Source organism: Dietzia psychralcaliphila, from assembly GCF_003096095.1.
Classification (GTDB): Bacteria; Actinomycetota; Actinomycetes; order Mycobacteriales; family Mycobacteriaceae; genus Dietzia; species Dietzia psychralcaliphila.
The window spans coordinates 2,087,823-2,114,089 of sequence record NZ_CP015453.1 but is presented as its reverse complement, the minus strand read 5'-3'; the positions used below and the strand labels follow the sequence as shown (position 1 = coordinate 2,114,089).

Annotated in this window: 24 protein-coding genes and 3 tRNA genes; 18 read left to right on the top strand and 9 right to left on the bottom strand. The window is 70.2% G+C overall.

Annotated features, from left to right (window positions below; all coding sequences use genetic code 11):
* The first annotated feature begins 2 nt into the window (after positions 1 to 2).
* From serA to A6048_RS09685, 5 genes are all read left to right on the top strand, one after another.
* A complete protein-coding gene (gene serA, locus A6048_RS09705; RefSeq protein WP_107747379.1) occupies positions 3 to 1,595 on the top strand; it encodes a phosphoglycerate dehydrogenase in 1,593 nt (530 codons plus the stop codon).
* A 35-nt stretch (positions 1,596 to 1,630) separates the two neighbouring features.
* Entirely contained in the window at positions 1,631 to 2,650 is a 1,020-nt protein-coding gene (locus A6048_RS09700) for a 3-isopropylmalate dehydrogenase (RefSeq protein ID WP_107747380.1), read from the top strand.
* An 84-nt stretch (positions 2,651 to 2,734) separates the two neighbouring features.
* Entirely contained in the window at positions 2,735 to 4,597 is a 1,863-nt protein-coding gene (locus A6048_RS09695) for a DUF294 nucleotidyltransferase-like domain-containing protein (protein WP_107747685.1), read from the top strand.
* Positions 4,597 to 5,310: an exonuclease domain-containing protein gene (locus A6048_RS09690; protein WP_107747381.1), complete on the top strand. Its 714-nt coding sequence runs from the start codon at positions 4,597 to 4,599 to the stop codon at positions 5,308 to 5,310. Before A6048_RS09695 ends, A6048_RS09690 begins: the two co-directional genes overlap by 1 nt.
* A gap of 10 nt (positions 5,311 to 5,320) precedes the next feature.
* Positions 5,321 to 6,115, top strand: coding sequence for a fumarylacetoacetate hydrolase family protein (locus A6048_RS09685; protein WP_107747382.1), 795 nt, complete (start codon positions 5,321 to 5,323; stop codon positions 6,113 to 6,115).
* A gap of 46 nt (positions 6,116 to 6,161) precedes the next feature.
* On the opposite strand, the gene A6048_RS09680 is transcribed toward A6048_RS09685, so the two are convergent.
* Positions 6,162 to 7,292 carry an isochorismate synthase gene (locus A6048_RS09680; protein WP_107747383.1) on the bottom strand — a complete coding sequence of 377 codons (1,131 nt, stop codon included), beginning with the start codon at positions 7,290 to 7,292 and terminating at the stop codon, positions 6,162 to 6,164.
* 124 nt (positions 7,293 to 7,416) lie between these two features.
* On the opposite strand from A6048_RS09680, the gene gltX reads away from it, so the two are divergent.
* From gltX to A6048_RS09665, 3 genes are all read left to right on the top strand, one after another.
* The gene (gene gltX / locus A6048_RS09675; protein ID WP_107747384.1) at positions 7,417 to 8,901 is read left to right on the top strand and encodes a glutamate--tRNA ligase; all 1,485 of its coding nucleotides are present in this window, start codon (positions 7,417 to 7,419) and stop codon (positions 8,899 to 8,901) included.
* 89 nt (positions 8,902 to 8,990) lie between these two features.
* Positions 8,991 to 9,062 (top strand) — tRNA-Gln (locus tag A6048_RS09670).
* Between the two features lie 53 nt (positions 9,063 to 9,115).
* Positions 9,116 to 9,188: transfer RNA gene (locus A6048_RS09665), tRNA-Glu, on the top strand.
* Between the two features lie 226 nt (positions 9,189 to 9,414).
* Here A6048_RS09665 and A6048_RS09660 read toward each other — a convergent pair.
* From A6048_RS09660 to A6048_RS09650, 3 genes are all read right to left on the bottom strand, one after another.
* A complete protein-coding gene (locus A6048_RS09660; protein ID WP_107747385.1) occupies positions 9,415 to 10,371 on the bottom strand; it encodes an acyl-CoA thioesterase in 957 nt (318 codons plus the stop codon).
* Positions 10,372 to 10,494: 123 nt separating this feature from the next.
* Positions 10,495 to 12,075 carry an MDR family MFS transporter gene (locus tag A6048_RS09655; RefSeq protein ID WP_107747386.1) on the bottom strand — a complete coding sequence of 527 codons (1,581 nt, stop codon included), beginning with the start codon at positions 12,073 to 12,075 and terminating at the stop codon, positions 10,495 to 10,497.
* A complete protein-coding gene (locus A6048_RS09650) occupies positions 12,072 to 12,764 on the bottom strand; it encodes a TetR/AcrR family transcriptional regulator (RefSeq protein ID WP_107747387.1) in 693 nt (230 codons plus the stop codon). Before A6048_RS09650 ends, A6048_RS09655 begins: the two co-directional genes overlap by 4 nt.
* A 113-nt stretch (positions 12,765 to 12,877) precedes the next feature.
* On the opposite strand from A6048_RS09650, the gene A6048_RS09645 reads away from it, so the two are divergent.
* Both A6048_RS09645 and A6048_RS09640 read left to right on the top strand, forming a co-directional pair.
* Positions 12,878 to 12,950: transfer RNA gene (locus A6048_RS09645), tRNA-Glu, on the top strand.
* 78 nt (positions 12,951 to 13,028) lie between these two features.
* The gene (locus tag A6048_RS09640) at positions 13,029 to 13,880 is read left to right on the top strand and encodes a TroA family protein (RefSeq protein WP_107747388.1); all 852 of its coding nucleotides are present in this window, start codon (positions 13,029 to 13,031) and stop codon (positions 13,878 to 13,880) included.
* Positions 13,881 to 13,947: 67 nt separating this feature from the next.
* Here the strand turns inward: A6048_RS09640 and A6048_RS09635 are convergent, their stop codons facing one another.
* Positions 13,948 to 14,649, bottom strand: coding sequence for an IclR family transcriptional regulator (locus A6048_RS09635; RefSeq protein ID WP_162845688.1), 702 nt, complete (start codon positions 14,647 to 14,649; stop codon positions 13,948 to 13,950).
* A 70-nt stretch (positions 14,650 to 14,719) separates the two neighbouring features.
* On the opposite strand from A6048_RS09635, the gene leuC reads away from it, so the two are divergent.
* The 3 genes from leuC to A6048_RS09620 all read left to right on the top strand — a co-directional run bounded on the left by leuC (position 14,720) and on the right by A6048_RS09620 (position 17,301).
* A complete protein-coding gene (gene leuC / locus A6048_RS09630) occupies positions 14,720 to 16,186 on the top strand; it encodes a 3-isopropylmalate dehydratase large subunit (protein WP_107747390.1) in 1,467 nt (488 codons plus the stop codon).
* 5 nt (positions 16,187 to 16,191) lie between these two features.
* Positions 16,192 to 16,797 (top strand): 3-isopropylmalate dehydratase small subunit, encoded by a 606-nt coding sequence (gene leuD / locus A6048_RS09625; RefSeq protein WP_107747391.1) that lies wholly within the window; start codon positions 16,192 to 16,194, stop codon positions 16,795 to 16,797.
* Positions 16,798 to 16,920: 123 nt separating this feature from the next.
* Positions 16,921 to 17,301, top strand: coding sequence for an HU family DNA-binding protein (locus tag A6048_RS09620; RefSeq protein WP_107747392.1), 381 nt, complete (start codon positions 16,921 to 16,923; stop codon positions 17,299 to 17,301).
* Between the two features lie 9 nt (positions 17,302 to 17,310).
* On the opposite strand, the gene A6048_RS09615 is transcribed toward A6048_RS09620, so the two are convergent.
* The 3 genes from A6048_RS09615 to cofC are packed head-to-tail and all read right to left on the bottom strand — an operon-like array spanning position 17,311 to position 21,103.
* A complete protein-coding gene (locus A6048_RS09615) occupies positions 17,311 to 18,231 on the bottom strand; it encodes an NUDIX hydrolase (protein ID WP_107747393.1) in 921 nt (306 codons plus the stop codon).
* Positions 18,228 to 20,324 (bottom strand): RNA degradosome polyphosphate kinase, encoded by a 2,097-nt coding sequence (locus A6048_RS09610; protein WP_107747394.1) that lies wholly within the window; start codon positions 20,322 to 20,324, stop codon positions 18,228 to 18,230. The genes A6048_RS09615 and A6048_RS09610 overlap by 4 nt, the downstream gene beginning before the upstream one ends.
* Entirely contained in the window at positions 20,321 to 21,103 is a 783-nt protein-coding gene (cofC, locus tag A6048_RS09605) for a 2-phospho-L-lactate guanylyltransferase (protein ID WP_235027314.1), read from the bottom strand. Before cofC ends, A6048_RS09610 begins: the two co-directional genes overlap by 4 nt.
* Positions 21,104 to 21,151: 48 nt before the next feature.
* Here cofC and A6048_RS09600 point away from each other — a divergent pair, with 48 nt between their 5' ends.
* Both A6048_RS09600 and A6048_RS09595 read left to right on the top strand, forming a co-directional pair.
* Positions 21,152 to 22,150: an NAD(P)H-dependent glycerol-3-phosphate dehydrogenase gene (locus A6048_RS09600; RefSeq protein ID WP_107747686.1), complete on the top strand. Its 999-nt coding sequence runs from the start codon at positions 21,152 to 21,154 to the stop codon at positions 22,148 to 22,150.
* 10 nt (positions 22,151 to 22,160) lie between these two features.
* Positions 22,161 to 23,267, top strand: a complete 1,107-nt coding sequence (locus A6048_RS09595) for a D-alanine--D-alanine ligase family protein (protein WP_107747396.1) — start codon at positions 22,161 to 22,163, stop codon at positions 23,265 to 23,267.
* 10 nt (positions 23,268 to 23,277) lie between these two features.
* Here A6048_RS09595 and A6048_RS09590 read toward each other — a convergent pair whose 3' ends face one another.
* A complete protein-coding gene (locus tag A6048_RS09590) occupies positions 23,278 to 23,901 on the bottom strand; it encodes a DUF3515 domain-containing protein (protein ID WP_107747397.1) in 624 nt (207 codons plus the stop codon).
* Positions 23,902 to 24,013: 112 nt separating this feature from the next.
* Between A6048_RS09590 and thiL the strand changes: the two genes are divergently transcribed.
* From thiL to A6048_RS09575, 3 genes are read left to right on the top strand one after another with little or no spacing between them, the layout of a single operon-like run.
* Complete coding sequence (thiL, locus tag A6048_RS09585; RefSeq protein WP_107747398.1) at positions 24,014 to 25,000, top strand: thiamine-phosphate kinase; 987 nt, start codon at positions 24,014 to 24,016, stop codon at positions 24,998 to 25,000.
* A 9-nt stretch (positions 25,001 to 25,009) separates the two neighbouring features.
* Positions 25,010 to 25,531: a gamma carbonic anhydrase family protein gene (locus A6048_RS09580; RefSeq protein WP_107747399.1), complete on the top strand. Its 522-nt coding sequence runs from the start codon at positions 25,010 to 25,012 to the stop codon at positions 25,529 to 25,531.
* Positions 25,532 to 25,535: 4 nt separating this feature from the next.
* Positions 25,536 to 26,264 (top strand): uracil-DNA glycosylase, encoded by a 729-nt coding sequence (locus A6048_RS09575; RefSeq protein WP_107747400.1) that lies wholly within the window; start codon positions 25,536 to 25,538, stop codon positions 26,262 to 26,264.
* Positions 26,265 to 26,267 lie beyond the last annotated feature (3 nt).

The window sequence follows — 26,267 nt, the reverse complement described above, 5'->3', positions numbered from 1 at the left end:
CTGTGACAGCATCCGGACGTCCCGTCGTCCTCATCGCCGACAAGCTCGCCCAGTCGACCGTCGACGCGCTCGGCGACGCCGTGGAGGTCCGCTGGGTCGACGGCCCGGATCGTCCCAAGCTCCTCGAGGCCGTCGCCGACGCGGACGCGATCCTCGTCCGCTCCGCCACGACCGTCGACGCCGAGGTGATGGCCGCCGCCCCGAAGCTCAAGATCATCGGCCGCGCGGGTGTGGGGCTGGACAACGTCGAGATCCCCGCCGCCACCGAGCGCGGTGTCATGGTGGTCAACGCCCCCACCTCCAACATCCACTCGGCCGCCGAGCACGCCGTCGCCCTGCTCATGGCCGCCTGCCGCCAGATCCCGGCCGCCGATCGCACCCTGCGCGAGCACACCTGGAAGCGCAGCTCGTTCAACGGCGTCGAGTTGCTCGGCAAGACCGTCGGCGTGGTGGGCCTGGGACGGATCGGTCAGCTCGTGGCCCAGCGGCTCGCGGCGTTCGACACCCACCTCATCGCCTACGACCCCTACCTGCCGGCCGCGCGGGCCGCCCAGCTCGGCATCGAGCTGGTGGACATCGACGAGTTGGTCTCCCGCGCCGACATCATCACGATGCACCTGCCCAAGACCAAGGAGACCGCCGGCCTGTTCGACGCCGAGCGGCTGGCCCGGGCCAAGGACGGCGTCGTGATCGTCAACGCCGCGCGTGGCGGCCTGATCGTGGAGTCGGCGCTCGTCGACGCCCTGAAGTCGGGCAAGGTCCGGTCCGCCGGCCTCGACGTGTTCGACACCGAGCCCTGCACCGACTCGCCGCTGTTCGAGCTCGAGAACACGGTGGTGACCCCGCACCTGGGCGCCTCCACCAGCGAGGCCCAGGACCGCGCCGGCACCGACGTCGCGCGCAGTGTCCTGTTGGCCCTGCGCGGGGAGTTCGTGCCCGACGCCGTCAACGTCTCCGGCGGCCCCGTCGGTGACGAGGTCGCGCCCTGGCTCGACCTGGTCCGCAAGGTCGGCCTGATGGCCGGGCACCTGTGCCCGGGCGTGCCCACCACGGTGCGGGTCGACGTCGCCGGCGAGCTGGCGGCCGAGCAGGTCGACGTCCTCGGGCTGGCCGCCCTGCGCGGGATGTTCTCCGCGATCACCGACGAGCCGGCGACCTTCGTCAACGTGGGCCAGATGGCCGAGCAGCGCGGCGTCACCCACTCGGTGGAGACCCACAGCGAGTCCAAGTCGTACCGCAGCACCGTCTCCGTCACGGCGGTCGCGGCCGACGGCGCCAGCGCCGAGGTCACCGGCACGCTCTCCGGGCTGGACCAGGTGCAGAAGATCGTGCGGATCAACGAGCGTGGCTTCGACATGCGCGCCGAGGGCCAGAACCTCTTCGTCCACTACTCCGACCGTCCGGGCGTCCTCGGCAAGGTGGGCTCCATCCTCGGCGGCGAGAACATCGACATCCAGGCCGCGGCGCTGAGCCAGGACGCCCACGGCGAGGGCGCCTCGCTCATCCTCCGCGTGGACCGCGCGGTGGCCGAGCCCACCGTCGACCGGATCGTCTCCGAACTCGACGCCACCGCCACCCAGATCTCCCTGGCCTGAGTGGAAAGGGACCGGTGGAGAGGAATACAGAGATCATGAAGCTCGCAGTCATCCCCGGCGACGGCATCGGCGTCGAGGTCACGGCCGAGGCGCTCAGGGTGCTCGACGCCCTCGTCCCCGGCATCGAGAAGACCGAGTACGACCTCGGCGCCCGGCGGTACCTACGCAACGGGGAGACCCTGACCGACGCCGACGTCGAGAGCCTCAAGGGGCACGACGCGATCCTGCTCGGGGCGATCGGCGATCCGCGGTCGGTGCCGGCCGGAGTCCTGGAGCGCGGCATGTTGCTGCCGCTGCGGTTCGCGCTCGACCACCACGTCAATCTCCGTCCGTCGCGGCTCTTCCCGGGGTCGGCCACCCCGTTGAAGGACCCCGGTGAGATCGACTTCGTGGTGGTCCGCGAGGGCACCGAAGGGCTCTACACCGGCAACGGCGGCGCGATCCGCGTGGGCACACCGCACGAGATCGGCACCGAGACCTCGGTCAACACCCGCTTCGGTGTGGAACGCGTGGTCCGCGACGCCTTCGCCCGGGCGCAGTCGCGCCGCGGGAAGCTGACCCTGGTCCACAAGACCAACGTGCTGGTCAACGCCGGCGGACTGTGGCAGCGCACCGTCGACGAGGTGGCGCCGGAGTTCCCCGGCGTCGAGGTGGACTACATCCACATCGACGCCGCGACGATCTACATGGTCACCGACCCGTCCCGGTTCGACGTGATCGTCACCGACAACCTGTTCGGTGACATCATCACCGATCTGGCCGCCGCCGTCACCGGGGGGATCGGCACCGCGGCGTCGGGGAACATCGATGCCTCCGGCACCAACCCGTCCATGTTCGAGCCGGTTCACGGCTCGGCCCCGGACATCGCCGGACAGGGCAAGGCCGACCCCACCGCCGCGATCCTCTCCGTCGCGCTGCTCCTGCGCCACGTGGGCAGGGTTGGCGAGGCCGAGCGCGTCGAGGCGGCGGTCGAGTCCGACCTGGGTTCCCGCGGTGCCGGCCCGATCGTCACGTCCGAGGTGGGCGACCGCATCGTGGCGGCGGTGAGCTGCTAGAACCGCTCACGAGTCCGACGACCCGCGGGTGTGAATCGCGTGAAGCGGATCACACCGCGGGTCGCGGGCGTCCAGAGTGGTCCCATGGACGTCGAACTCGCCGAGGTGAGGGATTTCCTCGCCCGCTGTGCTCCCTTCGACGAGCTGACCGGTGACCAGCTCGATCGGATACCCGCGCGTCTCACACAGCGGTATCACCGCCGGGGGACCGTGATCCTCGAGGCGGGAGCGCTGAACGACACCTTGAACATCATCCGATCCGGCGCCGTGGAGGTGTGCGACCCGGACGGGATGCTTCTCGACGCGCGGGGCGAGGGAGACTGCTTCGGCTACTCGTCCCTGGCCCACAGCGGCCCGTCGCGCTACCGGATGGTGGCGGTGGCCGACACCCTGCTGCTCGAGATGCCCCGTGAGGTCCTGGACGAGCTCGCCGCCGAGCACCCTCGTCTGCGTCAGTTCTTCGGTCAACGCAGTGACCGGATCCGCCAGGACCTCGCCTCGGCCCGGCTCGAGGCCGCGGGTGGGGACGCCCTGGGCACACCGGTCGGAGAACTCCTCGCCCGCGACGCGGTGACCACCGGTCCCGACACCACCATCCGCGACGCCGCGCTACTCATGACCGACAGCCGCGTATCCGCACTGCTCGTGGTGGAGGCGGGACGCGTCGTGGGCATCTTCACCGACCGCGATCTGCGCTCCAAGGTCGTCGCGGTCGGAGGGGACACCGGGGCCCCGGTGTCGACGATCATGACCCCCGACCCGGTGGCGGTCGACGCGGGGACACGCGCCTTCGACGCCACGCTCCTCCAGATCGACCGGGGGGTACATCACCTGCCGGTCTGTGAGGACGGCGTGCCGGTGGGGATGGTGACCAGCGGGGACCTGCTCCGTCTGGCCCAGACGGACCCCGTATACCTGGCGGCACGCATCGCACGAGCGCCCGACTCCGAGGGGGTCGCGACCCTGGCGGCCCGGTTGCCCGCCCTGGTCGGCGAGTTCGTCCGCCGCGGCACCGCCCCACAGGACATCGGCCGGGTCATCACGGCCACCGCGGATGCGGCGACACGGCGCTTGATCTCGCTGGCGGAGGGGGACCTCGGACCGCCGCCGGTGCCGTACTGCTGGGTCGGTCTCGGCTCGCAGGCCAGAGGTGAGCTCGGCGTGGCGAGCGACCAGGACAACGCGTTGATCCTCGACGACGCGGCGGAGGTGACGCCGGACGCGGGCCCGTACTTCGCAGCGCTGGCCGAGCAGGTGTGCGCCGGGCTCGACCGGGCCGGCTTCCCACTGTGTCCGGGCGAAGTCATGGCCACCAACCAGGCGTGGCGCCGCACGTGCAGGGACTGGGAACGGCAGGTGGGGGACTGGGTGCGGGCTCCCGAGGCGGATGCCGTCCTGCACTCCCAGGTATTCCTGGACATCCGACCGGTCCACGGTGACACCTCGCTGTTCATGCGGGTGCGTGGTGAGATGCTGCGGCGCGCCGAGGGCAGCCGGCGGTTCCAGACGCACCTGGCGCGAATAGCCTGCGACTGGCACCCGCCGCTGGGCTTCTTCCGCGGCTTGGTGGTGGCACGACGGGGCGAGTACCGCAACACTCTGGACCTCAAGGCGGGCGGGATCGCGCCCGTGGTCCAGATCGCGCGGGTGCACGCCCTCTCGGCGGGCCTGGACGAGGTGTCCACCCTCGGCCGACTCGACGCCGCGGCCGGTGCCGGTGTGATCGCGCGTGCTGACGCGGAGGACCTCGGCGAGGCCTTCCGGTTCCTGCGCGGTCTGACCTATCGCCACCATGCACGTCAGATCGCCGACGACGACCCACAGGACAACCACGTCGACCCCGGCACACTCAGCTCCGCCGATCGCCACCGTCTCCGCGCCGCCTTCCGCATCATCGCCGGGGTGCAGGGCTCGCTCGCCCTGAAGTACCGGGTCGGGCAGATGTGATGCGCGAGTGGTTCACCGGGGCCGGGCGCCGGCGTCGCTCCGCACGGCGCCTTCCGGACGGTCCGCTCCGGCGCTACCTCGAGACCCCACCTCCGGGGCCGTCGACCCCGCTGGCGGACCTGCCGCTGCTGGCGATGGACGTGGAGACCACCGGCCTCGATCCACGGCGGGACAGGGTCCTGTCAGTGGGGCTGGTGCCGGTGGACGGTGATCGGATCGTGCTCGGCGGTGCGCAGGCGATGCTCCTGCGGGCCGATGGCGCCGACGAGGTCGAGGGAGTGGGTCAGAGCGCCACGGTGCACGGGATCACCGACGACACGGTGGCGACCGGAGTGGGGGTGGACGTCTTCCTGGAACGGGTCTTCGCGGCGTTGACCGGTCGGGTGCTGGTAGCCCACTACAGTCGTATAGAAACGGACTTCCTCGGCGCACTGTGCACGTCTGGGCACGGAGTGCGGCCGCCGTTCGTCCCCGTCGACACCCTCGAACTCCACCGCCGGGTACTCGGGGGAGGCGTCGACATGGGTTTCGCCCCGGAGTCCTCCCCGGACGAACTCCGGCTGTGGAATGCCAGGGAACGGTACGGCCTTCCCCGCTACCGGGCACACGACGCGTTGATCGACGCCCTCGCGTGCGCGGAGTTGTACCTGGCACAGACGGCGGAGTTGCACGACCGCGGGGTCACGACGCTCCGGGATCTGCGAACGGCATAGGATCGCGGGTATGCGTCTCGCCCGTATCGCCCACCCGCAGGGATTCGCCTTCGTCGAGGTCCGCGGTGACGTCTCCGATCCCGCCGCGCTCACCTGCGCGGAGATCTCGGAACACCCCTTCGGCACCCCCGAGTTCACCGGTCGTGAATGGCCGTTGGCCGACGTCCGGTTACTCGCGCCCATCCTCGCCTCCAAGGTGGTGTGCGTCGGTAAGAACTACGCCGAGCACGCCCAGGAGATGGGGTCCGAGGCGCCCAGTGAGCCCCTGATCTTCCTCAAGCCCAACACCTCTGTGGTCGGCCCCGAGGCCGCGATCGCCTACCCGCCCAGTTCCGAGCGGGTGGACCACGAGGGCGAGCTCGCCGTGGTGATCGGTCAACCCTGTCGCGACGTCTCGGCCGCCCGTGCCCATGAGGTGATCCTGGGATACACCTGCGCGAATGACGTGACGGCTCGCGACCAGCAGCTCTCGGACGGTCAGTGGACCCGGGGAAAGGGCTACGACACCTTCTGCCCGCTGGGCCCGTGGATCGTCACCGACCTCGACCCCAACGGCCTCGACGTCCGCACCACCCTCCACCACCCGGACGGAACCTCGGAGGTACGCCAGGACGGCAACACCTCTCAGTTCATGCACACCGTGGGCGAGATCATCGAGTACGTGAGCAGGGTCATGACCCTGCTACCGGGCGACGTCGTGCTGACGGGTACCCCGGCCGGAGTCGGACCGATGCTCCCCGGCGACCGTGTGACCGTGGAGATCGAGGGCATCGGATCTCTGACCAACCCCGTGGTCGACAGGTAGGTCGGATCCCGACCCGCGGCGGTCGACCGCCGGTCCGGGGGTCGGGTCAGACGGCGCCCAACGCTGTGAGGACCGTGCGGAGTTTGGCGGCCGTCTCGGCCACCTCGTCGTCGGGATCGGAGTCGGCGACGAGCCCCCCGCCCGCCCAGGCCAGGGCACCGGCGCGATCGGCGTCGATCTCGGCACAGCGGATGGTGACCATCCAATCGCCGTCGCCGCCCGCGTCGGCCCATCCGACTGCTCCCGAGTAGAAACCCCTCTCGCCCTCGATCCCGGCGATCACCCGCCGCGCCTCGGCCGTGGGTGTCCCGCACACGGCGGGAGTGGGGTGGACGGCCAACGCGAGGTCCAGAGCCGTCGTGCGGGTGTCGGCGATCCGCCCGCGGATGCGGGTCCCCAGGTGCCACATCTCGCGGGTCGAGGTGAGCGACGGGTGCTCGGGTATCTCCAGTCCGCGGCAGAGGGGGGCGAGAGCTGCCGCCAGGGATTCCACCACGAACGCGTGCTCGGCGGCGTCCTTGCCCGAAGCCTGCAGCGCGCGCCCCGAGGCCTGGTCCACGGCCGGGTCAGCGGAGCGGGGAGCCGAACCTGCGAGGGGATGACACTCCACGATGTCGCCGCGGCGGCGGACGAGGAGCTCGGGGCTCGACCCCACCAGGACCCGGCCGGTGTGGACCCCGCCCGCGGGGGACAGGTCGACCAGGAAGCCGTCGGCGGACGGGCTCGAGTCGATGAGTGCGGCGCACACCGCATGGGGGTCGATCGTCTCCTCGGCCACGAGCCGGACCGCGCGGGCGAGCACCACCTTGGCCAGTCCGCCGGCGCGGATACCCGCGATCGCGGTGGCCACCCGTCTCCGGTGGACCTCCGTCGTGGGGAGTTCCTCGGCGACGCGGGCGCGTGTGCGGATCGCGCGGAAGTAGGCGGGGGGCTCGAGGGGGCCGTCGGTACGGACCACGATGTCGGGCTCGACCAGTGCCGCCGGGGCGTCCGGCTCGAACCCGATGGCTCCCACCACGAGTCCGCAGTCGCCGGACCGGAGGGCCAGCGCCGCGTCGGCCGGGTCGGGGAAGACGCGGAGGGCGCCCTGCGTCCGGAGGGATCCGGTGTGGCGGGACAGCAGGAAGTCCGGAGCGGTGACAGGCCTGGCGGCGTCGGGGTGGGGCCCTGACGCCACGGCTCGCCTCCCTCGACTCTGATGGGCGTGGATCGCGCGTGAGTGGCGTGCCACGGGTACCCGGCCGATCCTAGGCCGGTCCTGCGCGGGGGTGCGAGCCGGGACCGTCACTAGGATGGTGGGTATGACAGCCCCAGACGTCCGTGTCCGCTTCTGCCCGTCTCCCACCGGCACGCCCCATGTGGGGCTCGTCCGGACGGCGCTGTTCAACTGGGCTCACGCCCGGCACACGGGCGGGACCTTCGTCTTCCGCATCGAGGACACCGACGCCGCACGCGACTCGGAGGAGTCGTACCAGGCGCTACTCGATGCGCTCCGGTGGCTCGGGCTGGACTGGGACGAGGGGCCCGAGGTGGGCGGGCCGTACGCCCCCTACCGCCAGTCCGAGCGACGCGACCAGCACCTCGAGGTGGTTCGTAAGCTCGTCGAGGCGGGGGAGGCCTACGAGTCCTTCTCGACCGCGGAGGAGGTCGAGGCCCGCCACCGGGCCGCCGGACGTGATCCCAAGCTCGGCTACGACGGCTTCGACCGGGACCTGACGGAGGAGCAGAAGCAGGCCTACCGCGACGAGGGCCGTGGCGCCGTGGTCCGTCTCCGGATGCCGGACGAGGACCTGGGATGGGACGACCTCGTCCGCGGGGAGACCGTCTTCAGGGCCGGTACCGTTCCCGATTTCGCGCTCACCCGTGGCAACGGGGTCCCGCTGTACACGTTGGTCAACCCGGTGGACGACGCGCTCATGCAGATCACCCACGTCCTGCGTGGCGAGGACCTGCTCAGCTCGACCCCGCGCCAGATCGCGCTCTACCGCGCGTTGACGCGGATCGGCGTGGCCGACCGGGTCCCCGAGTTCGGGCACCTTCCGTTCGTCATGGGCGACGGCAACAAGAAACTCTCCAAGCGTGACCCGGAGTCGGATCTGTTCCTGCACCGCGACCGCGGCATGCTGCCCGAGGGGCTGCTCAACTATCTGGCGCTGCTGGGCTGGGGGCTGTCGGAAGACCGCGACGTGTTCTCCCTGCAGGAGATGGTGGACGCCTTCGACGTGCGCCAGGTCAACGCCAACCCGGCGCGGTTCGACCAGAAGAAGGCCGATGCGATCAATGCAGAGCACATCCGGCAGCTGGCACCGGAGGAGTTCGCGCGGCGTCTGAGGGCCTTCCTGGAGGCGCACCCCTCCGAGGACGGCCTGACGCTCCCCGCGGAGCTGGACGGCGATCGCTGGGCGGTTGTGGCGGACCTGTTGCAGACCCGCATCGTCGTGCTGTCCGACGCATGGAGTCTCATCCGCTTCCTGGTGGTGGACGAGGCGGAGTTCGTCGTGGATCCGCAGTCTGCGGCCAAGAACCTCAAGGCCGAGGCCCGTGAGGTCGTGGACGCGGCGGTCGCCGCACTGGAATCGGTGCAGGAGTGGAGCACTCCGGCCATCGAAGCGGCACTGTCCGGTGCGCTGGTCGACGATCTCGGTATCAAGCCGCGCAAGGCCTACGGACCGGTGCGGGTCGCGGTCACCGGATCACACATCTCGCCGCCGCTGTTCGAGTCGCTGGAACTGCTGGGGCGCGAGGTCACACTGGCCCGTCTCCGGGCCGCGCCCGTCGCGGAATGACCAGGCGATTTGCTATTCACCCTCGGTGCTTTGATAGTCTCTTCGAGGTCGCCCCGCAAGGGGCGAACAAGTGAATCAAGTGAATACAGTGGCCTATGGTGTAATTGGCAACACAGCGGTTTCTGGTACCGTCGTTCTAGGTTCGAGTCCTGGTAGGCCAGCTGAGCGCGTTCGCGCGCTCACTGCAGCGGTTCCTCGCGGATCCGCGTCCTGAGCCCCCGTCGTCTAGCGGCCTAGGACGCCGCCCTCTCACGGCGGTAGCGTGGGTTCGAATCCCATCGGGGGTACACACGAGAACGCCCGGAGCTCATCGCTCCGGGCGTTTCCTGTATTTCCGGACCCTCGGTGATGCCGACGGGGCAGCCCGTCGGCCCTTCAGCCCGTCGGCCCGTCAGCCCGTCGACCGGTCAACCGGCGGACCCACCTCCGCGGACCCACCTCCGCGGGCCCCACCTGCGCGGGCCCGGCGACCCGTCAAACCGCAGCCCCCACCTGCGCGGGCCCGTCGACCCGTCAAACCGCGGCCCCCACCTGCGCGGGCCCGTCGACCCGACCCCGTCCCCGCAGCCGGATGAGGTGCCGCGCGTGTTCGTCGAGTGCGTGATCCTCGGCCGTCAGCGGGGTCCAGTGCGGTACCGGGGTGGGTCTGAGATCCGGGCCGAGGGCCGCGCACACGGCCAGGCAGTGGGTCGTCAACACCCGATCGGGCGACGTGGCCTCACCGGACCGGACGTGGACGGACACGTGCATCGTCTCGTGACCGGTGTGCAGGAGGCGGGCCTCCACCTCGACGACGTGGCCGATCTTCACCGGATGGTAGAAGCGGACCCCACCGGCGTACACGGAGGTACAGGGGGTACCGGACCAGTGGGTCGCGCACAGGTTCGCGGCGTCGTCGATCCACGACATGATCCGTCCGCCGTGCACGTTCCCTCCCCAGTTGACGTCGCCGGGCGCCGCGAGGAACCGTAGAGCGGAGCGGGGCGCGGTGCCCGCCTCCGTGTAGCTCTGGTCGGCCATGGCGTCCTCGATGTCCTTCCTCAGGGCGATGCGCATCACCGCCTCGTCGGACTCGTGGACCTCCAGCCGGGAGGCGGGCAGCCACGACGGCACCGGGGTAGGGGTTCCCGCACGGACGGCGATGAACACCACGAGGCACTCCGCGCAGTGCCGGTAGTCGAGGGTCACGGGATCGCAGGCCCGGACATCGCACTGGATGTGCATCGAGGTCGAGCCCGTGTGGACCAGCCGCGCGGACACCTCGACCAGTTCCCCCGCCTCGATCGGTCGCGAAAAGCGGACGTTGCCCACATAGGCCGTGACGGCGTAGCCCCCGGACCACACGGCGGCCTGGGCGTAGGCGGCTTTGTCGATCCACTCGAGGATGCGGCCGGTGTGCACCTGGTTCCCGGTGCCGACGTCGGTCGGAGCGGCGAGGAATCGAAGGACGGTCTCTCGGGGAGTGTTCACGCTTTAGCAAGCTATCGGCGTCTCGTGACGGGGCGGTTGTCGCGAGTGTGGATCCCGTGTCGGAGTCCTCACCCCGGTCCGGCGGCGCGGTGAGCACACGCACCGGGTCCGGCGGCGCATCGGTCAGTCGACGGTCTCCTTGAGGGGGTCCTCCCGGATGAACAGCAACAGCACCGTGGCGATGAGCAGGAGGGGTACCACCACCAGGAATATCGGCACCAGGGCGTCGTTGTAGGACCCCACGATCGCGTCGTGCAGGGGTCCGGGCAGGCCGGCGAGGATCTCGGGGCTCATCGAGTTGGCCGCACCGGAGCCGTTCGCGAACGACCCGGCCACCTCGGCTCCCTCGGGTCCCATCGCCGATGCCGCGGCGGGGATCCGCTCGCCCATGAGATCCGCCAGTCGGCTGACGAAGAGCGATCCCACGATGGCCGACCCCAGCGTTCCGCCGATCTGACGGAAGAAATTGTTGGACGCGGTGGCGGTTCCGACCATCGACACGGGGAACGAGTTCTGGACGATCAGGACGAGCAGTTGCATGCACAGGCCCAGACCGAAGCCGAAGACGAAGAGGACCGCGCCGAGGTGGAGCAGGGTGTCGGAGGCCTCGAGCGAGCTGATGAGCCACAGGCCCACGGCCATGATGATCGTGCCGACCACGGGGTACCACTTGTAGCGTCCGGTGCGGCTCACGATGTTGCCCACGATGATCGAGGTTCCCATCATCCCGGCCATCATCGGGGTCATCATCAGGCCGGCATCGGTGGGGCCGAGACCGTGGACCATCTGGATGTAGGTCGGCAGGTAGGTGATGGTCCCGAACATCGCGACACCGATGATGAGACCGGCGGCCGTCGAGAGCGCGAAGTTGCGCTCCGCGAACAGGGTCATGGGGATCAACGGATGCGGGGACCTGATCTCGACCAGGACGAACGCCACGGCGCAGATCAGGAAGAGGGCGGCGAGGCCGATGATCACCGGATCGGTCCACGAGTAGCGGTTGCCGGCCCACGAGGACACGAGGATGAGTGCCGTGGTGCCCGTGACCATCAGAGCGGTGCCCGGCCAGTCGGTGCTCCGCCCGGTGCCGCGAGTGGGCAACTTCAGGTAGAGAACCGCGACCGCGAGCGTGAGCAGGCATATCGGCAGGTTGAACCACAGCGCCCAACGCCAGCCCGGGCCCTCGGTGAAGAATCCCCCGAGCAGCGGTCCGAGAATCGATGACAGACCGAACACGGCTCCCATGACACCCATGTACCGGCCCCTCTGCCGGGCGGGGACCACGTCGGCGACGATGGCCTGGGACAACACCATGAGACCGCCACCGCCGAGGCCCTGGATGGCGCGCGAGACGATCAGCACATCGATGCTCCACGAGAGCGCGCCGAGAACGGATCCCCCTAGGAAGAGGAGGATCGCGGTGACGAAGAGAGGCTTCCGCCCGATCTGGTCACCGAGCTTGCCGTAGACCGGCAACCCGATGGTCATGGTGAGGAGGTAGACGGTGATGACCCAGCTCATCTTGTCGACCCCACCGAGGTCCGCGACGATCGTGGGCAATGCGGTCGCGAAGATCATCTGTCCAAGGGACACGATGAGCATCCCGAGCAACAGTGACGTGAAGACCAGCGGGACGTTGTGGGTCGCCGGAGCCGGCCGGGTGGGGTGACGGCTGTCCGTCGTGACGATGCTGGTGTCGCTCATGAAGGGGTTCCCGTGGTCTCGGAAGAGGTGGTGTCGGAGGGTGCGGTGACGAGGAGGGCGAGCTGCCGGAGCGCGGTAGCACACTCGGCGTCGAGGTCGCCGAAGGTCGCCGACTCCCGTGTGAGCCAGGTGGACAGCCCGAGCGTGGCCGAGGCGGCCACCAGGGCCACGTAGGCCCGCGCCTCCGCCTCGGCGGAGACGCCTTCCAGTCGGCGGAGCGACGGGTGCCGCTCGAAGTGCTCCGTCACCAGGTCGACCATCCGGAGCTGGAAACGGGACGACGCCGTCATGCGGGCCACACCGAGGTCCGGATTCGACCGGAAGATCGCCCGGCGGCGTTGGGCCAGGATCACGGTCTGGGTGTCGTCGGCGGTGCGCGCTGCTGCGAACGCCGCGAGGAACAACCGCAGGAGGGACCCGGGGACATCCGGGTCCGCCGCGTCGAGGAACGCCGCCCGGTCGCCCTCCGGAACGGTGACGGGAGGTGACCCGATGACGGCCGCCTCCTTGGAGGGCACGTAGTTGAAGAAAGTGCGCTTCGACACCTCGGCCTCCGCGCAGATCTGATCGACCGTGACGCAGTCGTACCCGTGCTCGAGGACGAGTGAGGTCGCGGCGGTCTCGATGGCCACCATGGTGGCGCGGCGCTTGCGCTCCCGGAGGGAGTCCTGTTCTGGCGGGGAGGTCACCGGGTGAGCCTACCGAAAAAGTAAACTCAGTGCATATTTGTACCCGGTGAAGCGTGCCGGGCCTGCCGATTTTGTCGTGCGCGGGTTGTGTCGCTAGAGTCGATGCGTACCAGGCCCCCGTCGTCTAGCGGCCTAGGACGCCGCCCTCTCACGGCGGTAGCGTGGGTTCGAATCCCATCGGGGGTACTCAGTGACATGTCCCGGTTCGTCGCGAGAGCGAGGAGCCGGGACATCGCGCATTTGGTGGCGTGAGACGATTCCTGCGTGACCTCACGTCGTGACGCTCTCCGTCTGGCGCTCGGCGCAGGCCTCGGCCTGGCGGGCCTGACCGCGTGTGGGACGACCGGCGAGACGACGACGAGCTCGGCGTCCTCGACCAGCGACCCGCTGGCCCCACCGAGTCCGGTCCGGACGCCGACCGACGACCCGCCGATCCGACGCGTGATCCCTCTCTCGTCCGCAGACCTGGATGTCGTGCTCGCGCTGGGGGTGGAGCCGGAGGCCGCGTGGGCGGAGGACGGGAGCGGGCCCCGGCCCTGGCGGGACCACCCTTCCCCGCCCGCACCGGACTGGGGCGGGCCGGGGCTTCCCAGCCTGCGTTCGCTGCTGCCGTTCGGGGTCGACGCCTTCGCGCTCGCCGCGGCCGACGTCTCCGAGGCGCAGCTGCGCGGATTCGAGCAACTCGCCACCGTGATCGTGGACCCCGCCGGCAGACCGGGGTGGCGGCAGCATCTCAAACTGGTGGGCGAGGCGCTGCATCGTGATCCGGCCCCGGCCGCAGCCGCCGCCGAGGAGGCGCTCGACGCGTGGGCCCGGGCGCAGCGCGGGCTCGGGGTCGACGCCCTCGTCGTCGTCGTCGGCACCGGCGCCCGCCCCGACACCCCCGTCGCCACCCTCGACGATCGGTCGCCGCTCGGAGGCGAGATCCGCGAGCTGGGTTTCGACGTGGTGTCCCACCGGGAGCCCATCCCGTACCGCCAACTGAGGCGGCCCGGCGTCCAGGTGGTGCGGGTGGATCCGCGGGACGGCGACGTGGTGACGGCGGTGCGCCAGCCGAGCGTCAGCAGTCTGCCGTGGGTGCTCGACCGTCTGGTCGAGGGGCGACGGCCCGTCTGAGCGGCGGGCGGGCCGGGAACGGTCGCGACTGACCGTGGTGCCTGCGGTCGCGTGCCGACTGCCGGGCCTAGAGCCTCTTGTGGATCGCGTCCGCGGCCGCGAGGAGGTCGGCCGCCCAGCGGACCCCGGGGCGTCGACCGATGCGGTCAACCGGGCCCGAGACGGAAATCGCCGCCACGACGCTGCCGGTCGCGTCCCTGATCGGGGCGGAGATGGAGGCGACGCCGGCCTCGCGCTCGGCCACCGACTGGGCCCAACCGCGCCGCCGCACCTCGGCGAGTTGGCGCTCGGTGTAGGCGGCGTCCACCAGGAGCGCGCGTTGGGTGGCGGGGTCGGCCCACGCCGCCAGGACCTTGGCCCCGGAACCCCTGCTCATGGGAAGGATCGCCCCTACGGGAACGGTGTCCCGCAGGCCGGTGGGAGGTTCGGCGGAGGCCACGCAGATCCGGCGGTCGCCATCGCGGCGATAGACCTGGACGCTCTCCTCGGTGGCCTCGCGGAGGCGGGGCAGGACGGACGAGGCGGCCTCCGCCAGGGAGTCGGCGGCGTGCGCGGCGAGCTTGGCCAGACCGGGACCGAGACTCCACACGCCGGCATCGTCCCGGGATAGGAGTTGGTGGATCTCCAGGCCCACCGCGAGCCGGTGGGCGGTGGCCCGGGGGAGGCCGGTGCGCTCGCAGAGGTCGGAGAGGACACACGGCTTCTCGGCCACTGCGTGGAGCACCGTCATGGCTTTGTCGAGGACTCCGATCCCGCTATACTGTCTCACAGTTCGACTATAGCGTCCTACATGGTGAGAATCCATCGGTTCGGCACCCGGGACGTCGACTGGAGGCGTGATGAGTGTGACACCGTCCGGAGACGCTCGGGGCCGGACCCTGGCGGAGAAGGTCTGGGACGACCATGTGGTGGTCAGGGGCGAGGGTGAGGGCGAGTCCCGCCAGCCCGACCTCATCTTCATCGACCTCCACCTCATCCACGAGGTCACCAGTCCGCAGGCCTTCGACGGGCTCCGGCTGGCAGGCCGTGGCCTGCGCCGCCCGGACCTCACCCTGGCGACCGAGGACCACAACGTCCCGACCGACATCGTCGGCGGCGCGATCAACCTCATCGCCGACCGCGTCTCGCGGACCCAGATCGAGACGCTGCGCACCAACTGCGAGGAATTCGGGGTCCGGGCGTATCCCATGGGCGACCCGGAGCAGGGCATCGTGCACATCATCGGGCCCCAGCTCGGACTCACGCAGCCCGGGATGACCATCGTGTGCGGCGACTCGCACACCTCGACCCACGGCGCGTTCGGCTCCATCGCCATGGGTATCGGCACGTCCGAGGTCGAGCATGTCATGGCCACACAGACCCTCTCCCTGCGACCGTTCAAGACCATGGCCGTCACGGTCACCGGCGAGCTGCAGCCGGGGGTCTCCGCCAAGGACCTGATCCTGGCCGTCATCACCCAGATCGGGACCGGTGGGGGACAGGGCCACATCATCGAGTACCGCGGCGAGGCCGTGGAGAAGCTCTCGATGGAGGCCCGGATGACGATCTGCAACATGAGCATCGAGGCCGGCGCACGGGCCGGGATGATCGCCCCCGACCAGACCACCTACGACTACCTCAAGGGTCGGCCACACGCGCCCGCCGGCGACGAGTGGGACACGGCCGTCGAGTACTGGAACGGCCTGAGGACCGACGACGACGCCGTGTTCGACACGGAGGTCGTGATCGACGGCTCCGCGCTCACCCCGTTCGTCACCTGGGGCACCAACCCCGGCCAGGGCGCGCCGCTGGGTTCGGTGGTCCCGCACCCGGAGTCCTTCGGGAACGACAGCGACCGTGTCGCCGCCGAGGGCGCCCTCGACTACATGGACCTCGAGGCCGGCACCCCGCTGCGCGAGGTCCCCGTGGACGTGGTGTTCGTGGGCTCCTGCACCAACGGCCGCATCGAGGACCTGCGGACCGTGGCCGAGATCATCGACGGCCGCGAGGTCGCCGACGGCGTCCGGATGCTGATCGTGCCCGGGTCGATGAAGGTGCGCCAGCTGGCCGAGGAGGAGGGCCTGGACAAGGTGTTCACCGCGTTCGGTGCGGAGTGGCGTCAGCCCGGGTGTTCGATGTGCCTCGGGATGAACCCGGACTCGCTCGAGCCGGGCCAACGCTGCGCCTCGACCTCCAACCGCAACTTCGAGGGCCGCCAGGGTAAGGGCGCCCGCACTCATCTCGTCAGCCCGGCGGTCGCCGCGGCCACCGCCGTCATCGGTCGGCTGGCCTCGCCCGCCGATCTCGAGCCCGCGAAGGGGGCCTGACCACCATGGAGCCGATCACCACCCACACCGGCATCGGTGCCCCGCTGCACCGGTCCAACGTGGACACCGACCAGATCATCCCCGCCGAATACCTCAAGCGCGTCACGCGCACCGGGTTCGAGGACGGGCTGTTCTCCTCCTGGCGCGCGAACGAGCCAGACTTCGTCCTCAACCGGGCTCCGTACGATCGCGCATCCGTGCTCGTGGCGGGCCCGGACTTCGGAACCGGCTCGTCCCGTGAACACGCGGTGTGGGCGCTGAAGGACTTCGGGTTCCGCGTGGTCATCTCGTCGCGCTTCGCCGACATCTTCCGGGGCAACTCCGGAAAGTCCGGTCTCGTGGCCGCGCAGGTCGAGCAGCAGAACGTCGAACTGCTGTGGAAGATCATGGACGAGCGGCCGGGGATCGAGCTGACCGTCGACCTGGGGAGCCGGACCGTGACCGCGGGTGACGTGACCGTCCCGTTCGACATCGACGACTACACCCGTTGGCGCCTCATGGAGGGACTCGACGACATCGGGCTCACCCTCCGGAACGCTGACGCGATCACGGAGTTCGAGGGGCGGCGGCCGGCGTTCAAGCCGGTCACCACCCTGTCCGATCGCCTCTGATCGCCTGTTCGCGGAGTCACCTCCGGAATAGCCCCCGTGTGACGGGAACGTGGGAGTATGCTTATATTTCGTATGGCGCGGTGTTCTGCCGTGCCGGCGTACTCACCCTAAGGGGGACCCCTCGTGAACAAGGCCGACCTGATCGCCGAGCTGGCGGAACGGATGGACGGAGATCACCAGCTCGCCACCGAGGCACTGGAGAACACGCTCGACATCATCGTGCGGACGGTGGCGGCGGGAGAGTCCATCACCATCATGGGATTCGGCATCTTCGAGAAGCGCGCACGCGCGGCCCGGGTCGCGCGTAACCCGCACACCGGCGAGTCCATCCCGGTGCCGCCCACGTACTCACCGGCCTTCCGGCCGGGACAGTACTTCAAGTCCGTGGTCCAGGGCACCGAGACCCTGCCGGAAGGGCGGCTCGCCGCCAAGCGGTCCAGCTCCCACCAGTCCTTCGGTGGTGTCGGCAAGAACGGTGTGAACCACCGCGACATGGTCAGCTGAGACGCGGCGTCACAGTACCGGGAGCGGGCTCGGGTAGTAGTCGGCGAACACCAACGTGTCGCCGTCGAAACCCAGCCCCCAGGCCCCGGACTTCTTGGTGGAGGTGTCTCCCACGGCGATCCCGGCCAGCTCGGCGAGGTCCCCGACGAGCCCGGGGATGGCGGTGCCCTGCGAGCTCACCGCCGCGACGCCCTCTCCGCCGGTGAGCTCGATCAAGCGGGCTCGAGCGGCCACGGGATCGTCGAGGTACGCCTCGTCGCTCAGCTCCGGCTCGAGGGCGACGTCGATCCCGAGCTCATCGGCGATCGGGCCGAGGGTCTGCTCGCAACGCACCCGGGGGGCGCTGTAGAGCCTCCGGACGCCGAAGGCCCTGAGCATCGGCACGAGGAGCTCGGCCTGTGTCCGCCCGACCTTGTCGAGAGGGCGTGCCGAGTCGTCCCCACTCCATTCGGAGCGGCTCCCCGCCTTGGCGTGCCGGACCAGCAGGAGGACCGAGCTCACCGGTCGGGCCCCGGCGAAGCGGGTAAGGATCTTGCGGTCGAGCGCGTAGGAGACCAGGTCCATGGCCTCCTCGACGGGTAGCCACCGGATCTCGTCGACCTCGGAGTTCGGCTCGAAGCCACCCCCGTACGCGAGAGCGGACCAGTAGGTGACCTCTTTGCGGGTGTTCTCCTTGAGCGGGTACGCGGTGGTACCGATCCTCGACTCGAGAGCGGCGTTGAACCCCGTCTCCTCGGCGATCTCACGTACCGCGGTGGCCGGAAGCGACTCCCCGGCATCGACCTTTCCCTTGGGGAGCGACCAGTCGTCGTAGCGGGGACGGTGCACCACCGCGCAGCGGGGCGAACCCCCGTCCATGCGGTACAGGACCGCTCCTGCCGCGGGGACCACCCGGACGCGGGACTTGCCGCCGTTGGTCTTCCTGCTCATCGGTCCCGGAACCCCGCGTGGACGGAGGCCATGCGCTCCTGGTGGTCGACGGACTCGGACCAGTCTCCCGGGGCGGGCATCCGCGTCCACGAGGCGTCGGGTTGGAGATGGAAGCTGCGCGTGGCCGGGTCGAGGGCCGAGTCGAAGATCCGGTGGATCTGTCCCTTGAGTCGGGGGTCGGTGACGGTGGTCATCACCTCGACGCGACGGTCGAGGTTCCGGTGCATCATGTCGGCGCTGCCGATGAGGACCTCGTCCGCCCCGTGGAAGTTGAGGATCCGCGAGTGTTCGAGGAAGCGCCCCAGGATCGAGCGGACGTGGATGTTCTCGCTGAGCCCGGGGACCCCGGCACGCAGGGCGCAGATCCCGCGGACGACGATGTCCACCGGCACGCCTGCCTGGGAGGCGCGGTAGAGGGCGTCGATGATCTGCTCGTCGACCAGAGCGTTGGCCTTGAGCCGGATCCCCGCCTCACGTCCCTCGGCCGCGAATCCGATCTCACGGTCTATCCGCTCGATGATCCCCGAGCGGATGCCCTCGGGGGCCACGAGAAGTCGCCGGTACTTGGACACATTTGAGAACCCGGTGAGGTGGTTGAACAGGTCCGTCAGATCCGACACGACGTCCTCATCGGCCGTGAACAGCCCCACGTCCTCGTAGAGGCGGGCCGTCTTGGGGTTGTAGTTGCCCGTACCGATGTGCGCGTAGCGCTGGAGCCGGTCGCCCTCCTTCCGCACCACCAGGCAGGTCTTGCAGTGCGTCTTGAGTCCCAGTAGGCCGTACACCACGTGGACCCCGGCCTTCTCGAGCTCGCGTGCCCAGCGGATGTTGTTCTGTTCGTCGAAGCGCGCCTTGATCTCCACGAGCGCGACCACCTGTTTGCCGGCCGCCGCGGCGTCCACCAGGGCGTTGACGATGGGGGAGTCGCCGGATGTCCGGTACAGGGTCTGCTTGATCGCCAGCACGTTCTCGTCCGCGGCGGCCTGTTCGATGAACCGCTGGACCGTGGTGGCGAACGAGTCGTAGGGGTGCTCGACCAGGACATCGCCCTCCTGGAGCGAGGCGAAGATGTTCCGGGCCGTCTCGCGCTCACCGAATGCCGGGGGCGTGGCCGGGACCATGGCCGGGTCCTTGAGGTCGGGCATGTCCAGGCCGTGGATCTGCCACAGTCCCGTCAGATCGAGCAGGCCCGAGAACCGGATCACGTCCTCCGAGTCCACGTCGAGTTCGTGCTGCAGGATCCGGAGCATCCGCGGCGTCATGTCCTCGGCGATCTCCAGACGGACGGCGGAACCGAAGCGGCGGCGGGCGAGCTCGCGCTCGAGCGCCTGCAGCAGGTCCTCGTCGCGGTCCTCCTCGACCTCCATGTCCGCGTTGCGGGTCACGCGGAAGACATGGTGCTCGACGACCTCCATGCCCTGGAACAGATCGCCGAGGTGGGCCGCGATGATCTCCTCGGCGGGCACGAACGAGTACTCGTCCTCCGCACCCCGGTCGACCCTGACGAAGCGGGGCACGTTGTGGGGGATCTTGACCCGGGCGAAGTGTTCCTGTCCCGATCCGATGTCGCGGATGATCACCGCCAGGTTGAGGCTGAGCCCGGAGATGTAGGGGAAGGGGTGAGCCGGGTCGACGGCGAGCGGGGTCAGGACGGGGAAGATCGAGTTCCTGAACAACTCCGCGAGCGAGAACCGCTCGTCGGCCGTGAGCTCGCCCCAGGGCAGGATCCGGACCCCGTGCAGTTCGAGTTCGGGTCTGATCTCGTCGTGGAACAACCGGGTCTGTTCATCGCAGAGCTCACGGGTTCGGACGCTGATCCTGCCGAGTTGCTCGGCGGGCGTCTGACCGTCGGCGGACCTGACCGACAATCCCGTCTTGTCGCGTCGTTTCAGGCCGGCCACCCGCACCATGTAGAACTCGTCCAGGTTCGACCCGAAGATCGCGAGGAACTTGGCCCTCTCGAGTAGCGGCAGGTCCTTCTCGCCCGCCAGGGCGAGCACCCGGGCATTGAAGTCGAGCCAGCTGAGTTCTCGGTTGAGGTAGCGGTCACGGGGTCGGGGGAGTTGCTCGAGTACGGGGTCGTCTGCGGTCACCGGACCATTGTGGCCGATACCCCGGCGGAGTGAGCACCTTGTGCCACAGAGGGGGCCCTCAGAACGGCCGCGGTGGCCTCACCCACCGCACGTTCTGCCAGCGCCAGGACGTCCTCGGGGGTGTCGACGTCGCGACCGGCCGCGCCCGAGGGATCGACCTCGTCGAGCGGGACGGCACCACCCTCGGACAGGTGCCGGGCGGCGGAGTCGGGCCCGAACCGGGGGATGCGGGCACCGGCGGGGCCGGTCCAGAACGCCATGGTCGTCCCGGCACCACCATGGTCGGGCACCATCGAATGCGCGTGTCCGACGGCGGCTGCGAGCACCCGGGCGAGCTGGGGGGCCCGGAGCTCGGGCAGGTCCGCGGTCACCACGCCCACCGGCCCGGGCACGCCGCGGATCGCCTCCGTGAGCGCAGCGTTGAGCGGGTCGCCGCCCGACCGGTCCGCGGCGCCGACCGGCTCCGGGACGATCTCGATCCGGAGTCGACGTGCGAGCGCTGCCACGTCGGGATCCGAGGTGACCACCCGCACCCGTGCGACCCCGGGCGTCGCGATGCAGGTCCGGAGCACATCTGTGGCCATCGCGAGGACGAGCGCCCGCCTGGCGGGGGCGGGCAGCGCGCGGGCGAGGCGGCTCTTGGCGCGGTCGAGGGCCTTGACGGGGACGACTATCGTCCACCCGCCGTTCGTCGCCCCGTGACCCGCCACCGTCTTCATTGCCCGCCATCCTGCCAGCAGAGCCGCGCGAGCGCGCCGGGCCGGGTAGCGTTTGCTCACGATCCACCTGCGATGGCTCGGGTGGGGGACGACGAGCCGGGAGGCGAAATGGCGCGGGTCGCGGTGATGGGTGCGGGGTCGTGGGGGACCGCCGTCGGCAAGGTACTCGCGGATGCGGGGTCGGAGGTCGTCCTGTGGGCTCGCCGTGACGAGGTGGCCCTGGGGATCAACGAGCGGCACTGCAACGAGAAATACCTGCCCGGGATCGTCCTGCCCGCGACCGTCACCGCATCGACTGACCCGGCCGAGGTCCTCTCCGGCTCCCATGAGGTCGTCCTGGCCGTTCCGTCCCAGAGCCTGCGGGGGAACCTCGAGAAGTGGGTCGACCTGCTCGAGCCGGACGCCGGGGTCATCTCCCTGGCGAAGGGCATCGAGACCGGGTCCCTGATGCGCATCAGCGAGGTCGTCGCCGAGGTCACGGGGTTGACCGCGGACAAGATCGCGGCGTTGTCGGGCCCCAACCTCGCGCGGGAGATCGCCGAGGGTCAGCCGGCCGCGACGGTCATCGCCTGCACGGACGTCGACCGCGCGGCCCGCCTGCAGGACGCGTTCTCCACCCCGAACTTCCGCCCGTACACCAACACCGACGTGGTGGGGTGCGAGATCGGCGGCTCCACCAAGAACGTCATCGCCCTGGTGTGCGGTATCGCCACCGGCATGGGCCTGGGCGACAACACGATGGCAACGCTGGTCACGCGCGGACTGGCGGAGTCGACGAGGTTGGGAGTGGCGCTCGGCGCCAACCAGATGACCTTCGCCGGACTCGCCGGGCTGGGCGACCTGGTCGCCACCTGCACCTCGCCGCTGTCCCGCAACCGGACCTTCGGTGAGCGGCTGGGCAGGGGGGAGACCCTGGAGCAGGCACAGGAGGCCACCAACGGCCAGGTCGCGGAGGGCGTGAAGTCCTGCACGTCGATCCGTTCGCTCGCCCGGCAGATGGGGGTCGAGATGCCGCTGACCGAGGCGGTCCACGAGATCTGTCACGAAGGGGGCGACGCCGTCGAGGTGGCGGTGCGCCTCATGAGACGGAGCACCAAGCCCGAGTAGCCTCGGCCCGGTGAATCGCATCACCGTTGCCGTCCTGTACGGCGGACGCAGCACGGAGCACTCCGTGAGCTGCGTGTCCGCCGGCGCCGTCATGGCCCATCTCGACCGATCCGTCTACGAGGTGGTCCCCGTCGGGATCACCGGAACGGGGAGGTGGACCCTGGGTCCTGACGACGTGTCGGGGCTGCGGATAGTCGACAGGGTCCTGCCGGAGGTCGACCCGGAACGGCCACAGGTGGCGCTCGGTCTGTCCTCCGACGACCGCGGGGTCCTGCGCTACGTGGACGGGGAGCGGGCCGGCGAGGAGATCGCCCGGGTGGACGTGGTCTTCCCCGTCATGCACGGCACCCACGCTGAGGACGGCACCGTCCAGGGACTCCTGGAACTCTCGGGTGTCCCCTACGTCGGTCCGGGGGTGTTCGCCAGTGCGGCCGGCATGGACAAGGAGTTCACCAAGGTCGTGTTGGGTGCGGCGGGTCTGCCGATCGGAGAGCAGGTGGTACTGCGCCCCGGTACCGAGACGCTCCCGGAGGCGGAGCGCGAGCGGCTCGGCCTCCCGTTGTTCGTCAAGCCCGCCCGCGGCGGTTCGTCGATCGGCATCACCAAGGTCTCCCGGGCGAGTGAACTCGACGCGGCGATCGCCGAGGCCCGCCGCTTCGATCCCAAGGTGATCATCGAGGCCGCCATCGTCGGCCGCGAGGTCGAATGCGGAGTACTCCAGTACCCGGACGGTCGGGTGGAGGCGAGCCTGCCGGCCGAGCTCCACATCCCCGGAGAGCCGACCGGTCTGGACGGTGAGACGGAGGGTGAGTCCTTCTATGACTTCAACACCAAATACCTCGACGACGTCTGCACGTTTGATCTGCCCGCGCAGCTCCCCGCCGCGGACACCGACCGCCTGCGGACCCTCGCCGTCGACGCGTTCCACGCCTTGGACGCCCGCGGACTGAGCCGGGTCGACTTCTTCGTCACCGAGCACGGTCCGGTGATCAACGAGGTCAACACCATGCCGGGATTCACCCCTATCTCGATGTACCCGCAGATGTGGGCGGCGACGGGGGTCGACTACCCGACATTGCTCGACACCCTCGTGCGGACCGCGCTCGCGGGGGACTGACCCCCCGGGCTCAGCCGATCGGGGCGGGCCGCGGTTCGACGGCGTCCAGTCCGGCGGACAGGGCGTCCGAGAGGTCCTGGATCGGGCCGGTGCCGGCGGTCGCGGGCAGCGTGACCGCGACGTACTGCGGTCGGTCGACGGCGACCCAGGTGGACGACGTCACGGCCGGGTCCGGGTCGGCCTCGTTGAACCACTGGACCCCGTTGACCTCTTGGAGCGATACCCCGACGGTGAAGGTCGGTGGGGCGGGGAGGCCGCAGCGGACGACGACGGTCTCGGCGTCGGGCATCCGGTACGCCGCGGCGCCCGGCGGGGCGGGTTCGACCAACGCGACCCGGTTCGCGTCCCCGAGCGCATCCGGCAGGGACTCGACCAGGGACAGGCACTCCTCGGATCCGGCGCCGGGGGCCGGGATGGTCACGGCGGTGACGGGCTCGTTCGCGGCGGACTCCGCCGCCTCATCGCTCACGTCCCGCACCAGGACCAGCACCACGGCGAGAAGCACCAGCGGGATGAGCACCGCCGCTACCACCACGACCGTCGAGACCGGTGGTCGAGAGCCACCGTCCGAGGTCCGGGGGCCGGAGGGGCCCGTGTCGTGACCGTCGCCCGAAACCGTGTCAGTGGTGCCCACGCCGAGTAGTCCTCTCTCCTGCGGTCAGCCGCCCGAGGTGGCGGCCGCTAGCCTGTCGGCAACGCTACAGACCACCGCCGGCCCTCCCGGCGCCTGACCACAGAGGACACCGATGAGCCCTGCGCCCGAACGGCCCGCCACCGTCGCGGAGGTGGGGGAGGCCGGGGTGCTGGCGGTGTTGAGCGGTCCGGGGGACGCCTACACCGGCGACCCGGTGGGGAACGGGGACGACGCGGCGGTCCTCGGCCCGGCCGCGGCGACCGTGGTGACCACCGACATGCTCGTGGAGGGGACCCACTTCCGGTTGGACCTGACCACCTGGAGGGACATCGGTCGTCGCGCCGTCGCGCAGAACGTCTCCGACGTCCTGGCGATGGGTGCCGACTGCTCCCGCGTGCTCGTGGCCCTGGCGGTCCCCGGGGAGACGACCATGGAGCAGATCCGCGAACTGGCCGCCGGCATCCACGGCGAGGCCGCGCGATCCGGTGCCGTGGTGGTGGGCGGTGATCTCACCAGCGCGCACCTCGTCGTGGTCAGTGTCACCGCGATCGGCACCCTTCCGGAAGGCGCGCGTCCCCTGCGGATCGACGGCGCCGCTCCCGGCGACAGGGTCGCGCTCACCGGTGAACCGGGACGTTCGGCGGCGGGTCTGGCACTACTCCTGGCAGGCCACGCGGACGGGCCGTTGCAACAGGCCCACAGGGTCCCCGTGCCCCCTATCGGGTCCGGCAGGGCGGCGAGACTCGCCGGCGCCACCTCACTCACCGACGTCAGCGACGGGCTGATGCGCGACCTGTCGGGGATGGCGCGGGCCTCTGGGGTGGCGGCGGACCTCGTCGTCGACGCTCTCCCCGTCGACCCCCGCCTGGGTGAGGCCGCGGCGATCCTGGGTCGTCCCGATCCCGGTGCGCAGGTCATGGACTGGATCCTCGACGGAGGCGAGGACCACGGCCTACTGGGCACCTTCCCGACGGACTCGGACGTCCCGGCAGGGTTCACCGTGATCGGGACGATCCGCGACGGCGACCCCGGTGAGGTCTCCCTGGACGGTCACCCACGGACCCCCGGGGGCTGGGACTCCGCGCGAGGGGCGAACTAGGCTGGCCCCATGGCTGTCTACGCACTCGGAGACCTCGAACCCGACATCGCTCCCGACGCCTGGGTGCACCCCGACGCCGTGGTGATCGGCAGGGTCCGTCTGGGACCGGGAGTGTCCGTATGGCCGACCGCCGTCCTTCGTGGCGACTACGGGCGCATCGAGGTCGGCGCCATGACCAACATCCAGGACGGCACGATCGTCCACTGCACGGAGTCGGAACCGACGGTGTTCGGTGAGCACTGCATCGTGGGGCACAACGCGCACATCGAGGGAGCGACCATCGGGGACGGTGCGCTGATCTCCTCCGGTTCGATCGTGCTCAACGGCGCCGTGATCGGTGCCGGGGCGGTCGTCGCCGCCGGGTGCCTCATCCCGCCCCGGTTCCAGCTGCCCGCCGCGCGCATGGCGATGGGAGCCCCCGCGAAGATCCGCGAGGGGTACGAGGTGGACCCGGCGATGCTGGCCGGGAACACACAGAAGTATCACGACAACGCGATGCGCTACCGCTCCGAGCTCCGACGGATCGACTGACCGGGTGGCGGGGAACGAGTCGGGTCGGCCTGCACTGGAGGAGGTCGTCGACCCGGGATGGGCGAGCGCGTTGGCGCCGGTGGAGGACCGCATCAGACGGATGGGCGACTTCCTCCGCGAGGAGGACGCCGCCGGTCGTGCCTACCTCCCTGCGGGGGACCGGATCCTGCGCGCCTTCACCCAGCCGTTCGACGAGGTCCGCGTGCTGATCGTGGGGCAGGACCCCTACCCGACACCCGGCCACCCCGTCGGACTGAGCTTCGCCGTCGACGGACACGTCCGGCCCCTGCCACGGAGCCTGGTCAACATCTACCGTGAGTACTCCGACGACCTCGGACTGCCGGCGCCGCCCCACGGCGATCTGAGCGCCTGGACCCGCAACGGGGTGCTCCTGCTCAACCGCGTGCTCACGGTGGCGCCCGGTCACCCTGCCTCCCATCGCCGGAAGGGCTGGGAGGAGGTCACCGGGCGGGCGATCGAGGCGCTGGTGGAGCGCGACCGGCCGCTGGTGGCGATCCTCTGGGGACGCCAGGCGCAGTCGCTGGCGCCGATGCTCGGACAGACCCCGGTCATCGCCTCCGCACACCCCTCGCCGCTGTCGGCCTCACGCGGATTCTTCGGCTCCCGACCGTTCAGCCGCGCGAATGACGAGCTGCACCGACTGGGCGTCGAACCCGTGGACTGGCGGCTGCCGGACCTACCGGACCTACCGGACACACCGAGCCAGACGTAGAGG

Excerpts from the sequence above, each read along its gene's own strand:
- leuC (WP_107747390.1), top strand. The coding sequence starts at position 14,720 with ATGAGTGTGACACCGTCCGGAGACGCTCGGGGCCGGACCCTGGCGGAG.
- A6048_RS09600 (WP_107747686.1), top strand. The coding sequence starts at position 21,152 with ATGGCGCGGGTCGCGGTGATGGGTGCGGGGTCGTGGGGGACCGCCGTC.
- gltX (WP_107747384.1), top strand. The coding sequence starts at position 7,417 with ATGACAGCCCCAGACGTCCGTGTCCGCTTCTGCCCGTCTCCCACCGGC.
- A6048_RS09700 (WP_107747380.1), top strand. The coding sequence starts at position 1,631 with ATGAAGCTCGCAGTCATCCCCGGCGACGGCATCGGCGTCGAGGTCACG.
- leuD (WP_107747391.1), top strand. The coding sequence starts at position 16,192 with ATGGAGCCGATCACCACCCACACCGGCATCGGTGCCCCGCTGCACCGG.
- A6048_RS09695 (WP_107747685.1), top strand. The coding sequence starts at position 2,735 with ATGGACGTCGAACTCGCCGAGGTGAGGGATTTCCTCGCCCGCTGTGCT.
- A6048_RS09655 (WP_107747386.1), bottom strand. The coding sequence starts at position 12,075 with ATGAGCGACACCAGCATCGTCACGACGGACAGCCGTCACCCCACCCGG.
- A6048_RS09685 (WP_107747382.1), top strand. The coding sequence starts at position 5,321 with ATGCGTCTCGCCCGTATCGCCCACCCGCAGGGATTCGCCTTCGTCGAG.
- A6048_RS09615 (WP_107747393.1), bottom strand. The coding sequence starts at position 18,231 with ATGAGCAGGAAGACCAACGGCGGCAAGTCCCGCGTCCGGGTGGTCCCC.
- A6048_RS09690 (WP_107747381.1), top strand. The coding sequence starts at position 4,597 with ATGCGCGAGTGGTTCACCGGGGCCGGGCGCCGGCGTCGCTCCGCACGG.
- thiL (WP_107747398.1), top strand. The coding sequence starts at position 24,014 with ATGAGCCCTGCGCCCGAACGGCCCGCCACCGTCGCGGAGGTGGGGGAG.
- A6048_RS09580 (WP_107747399.1), top strand. The coding sequence starts at position 25,010 with ATGGCTGTCTACGCACTCGGAGACCTCGAACCCGACATCGCTCCCGAC.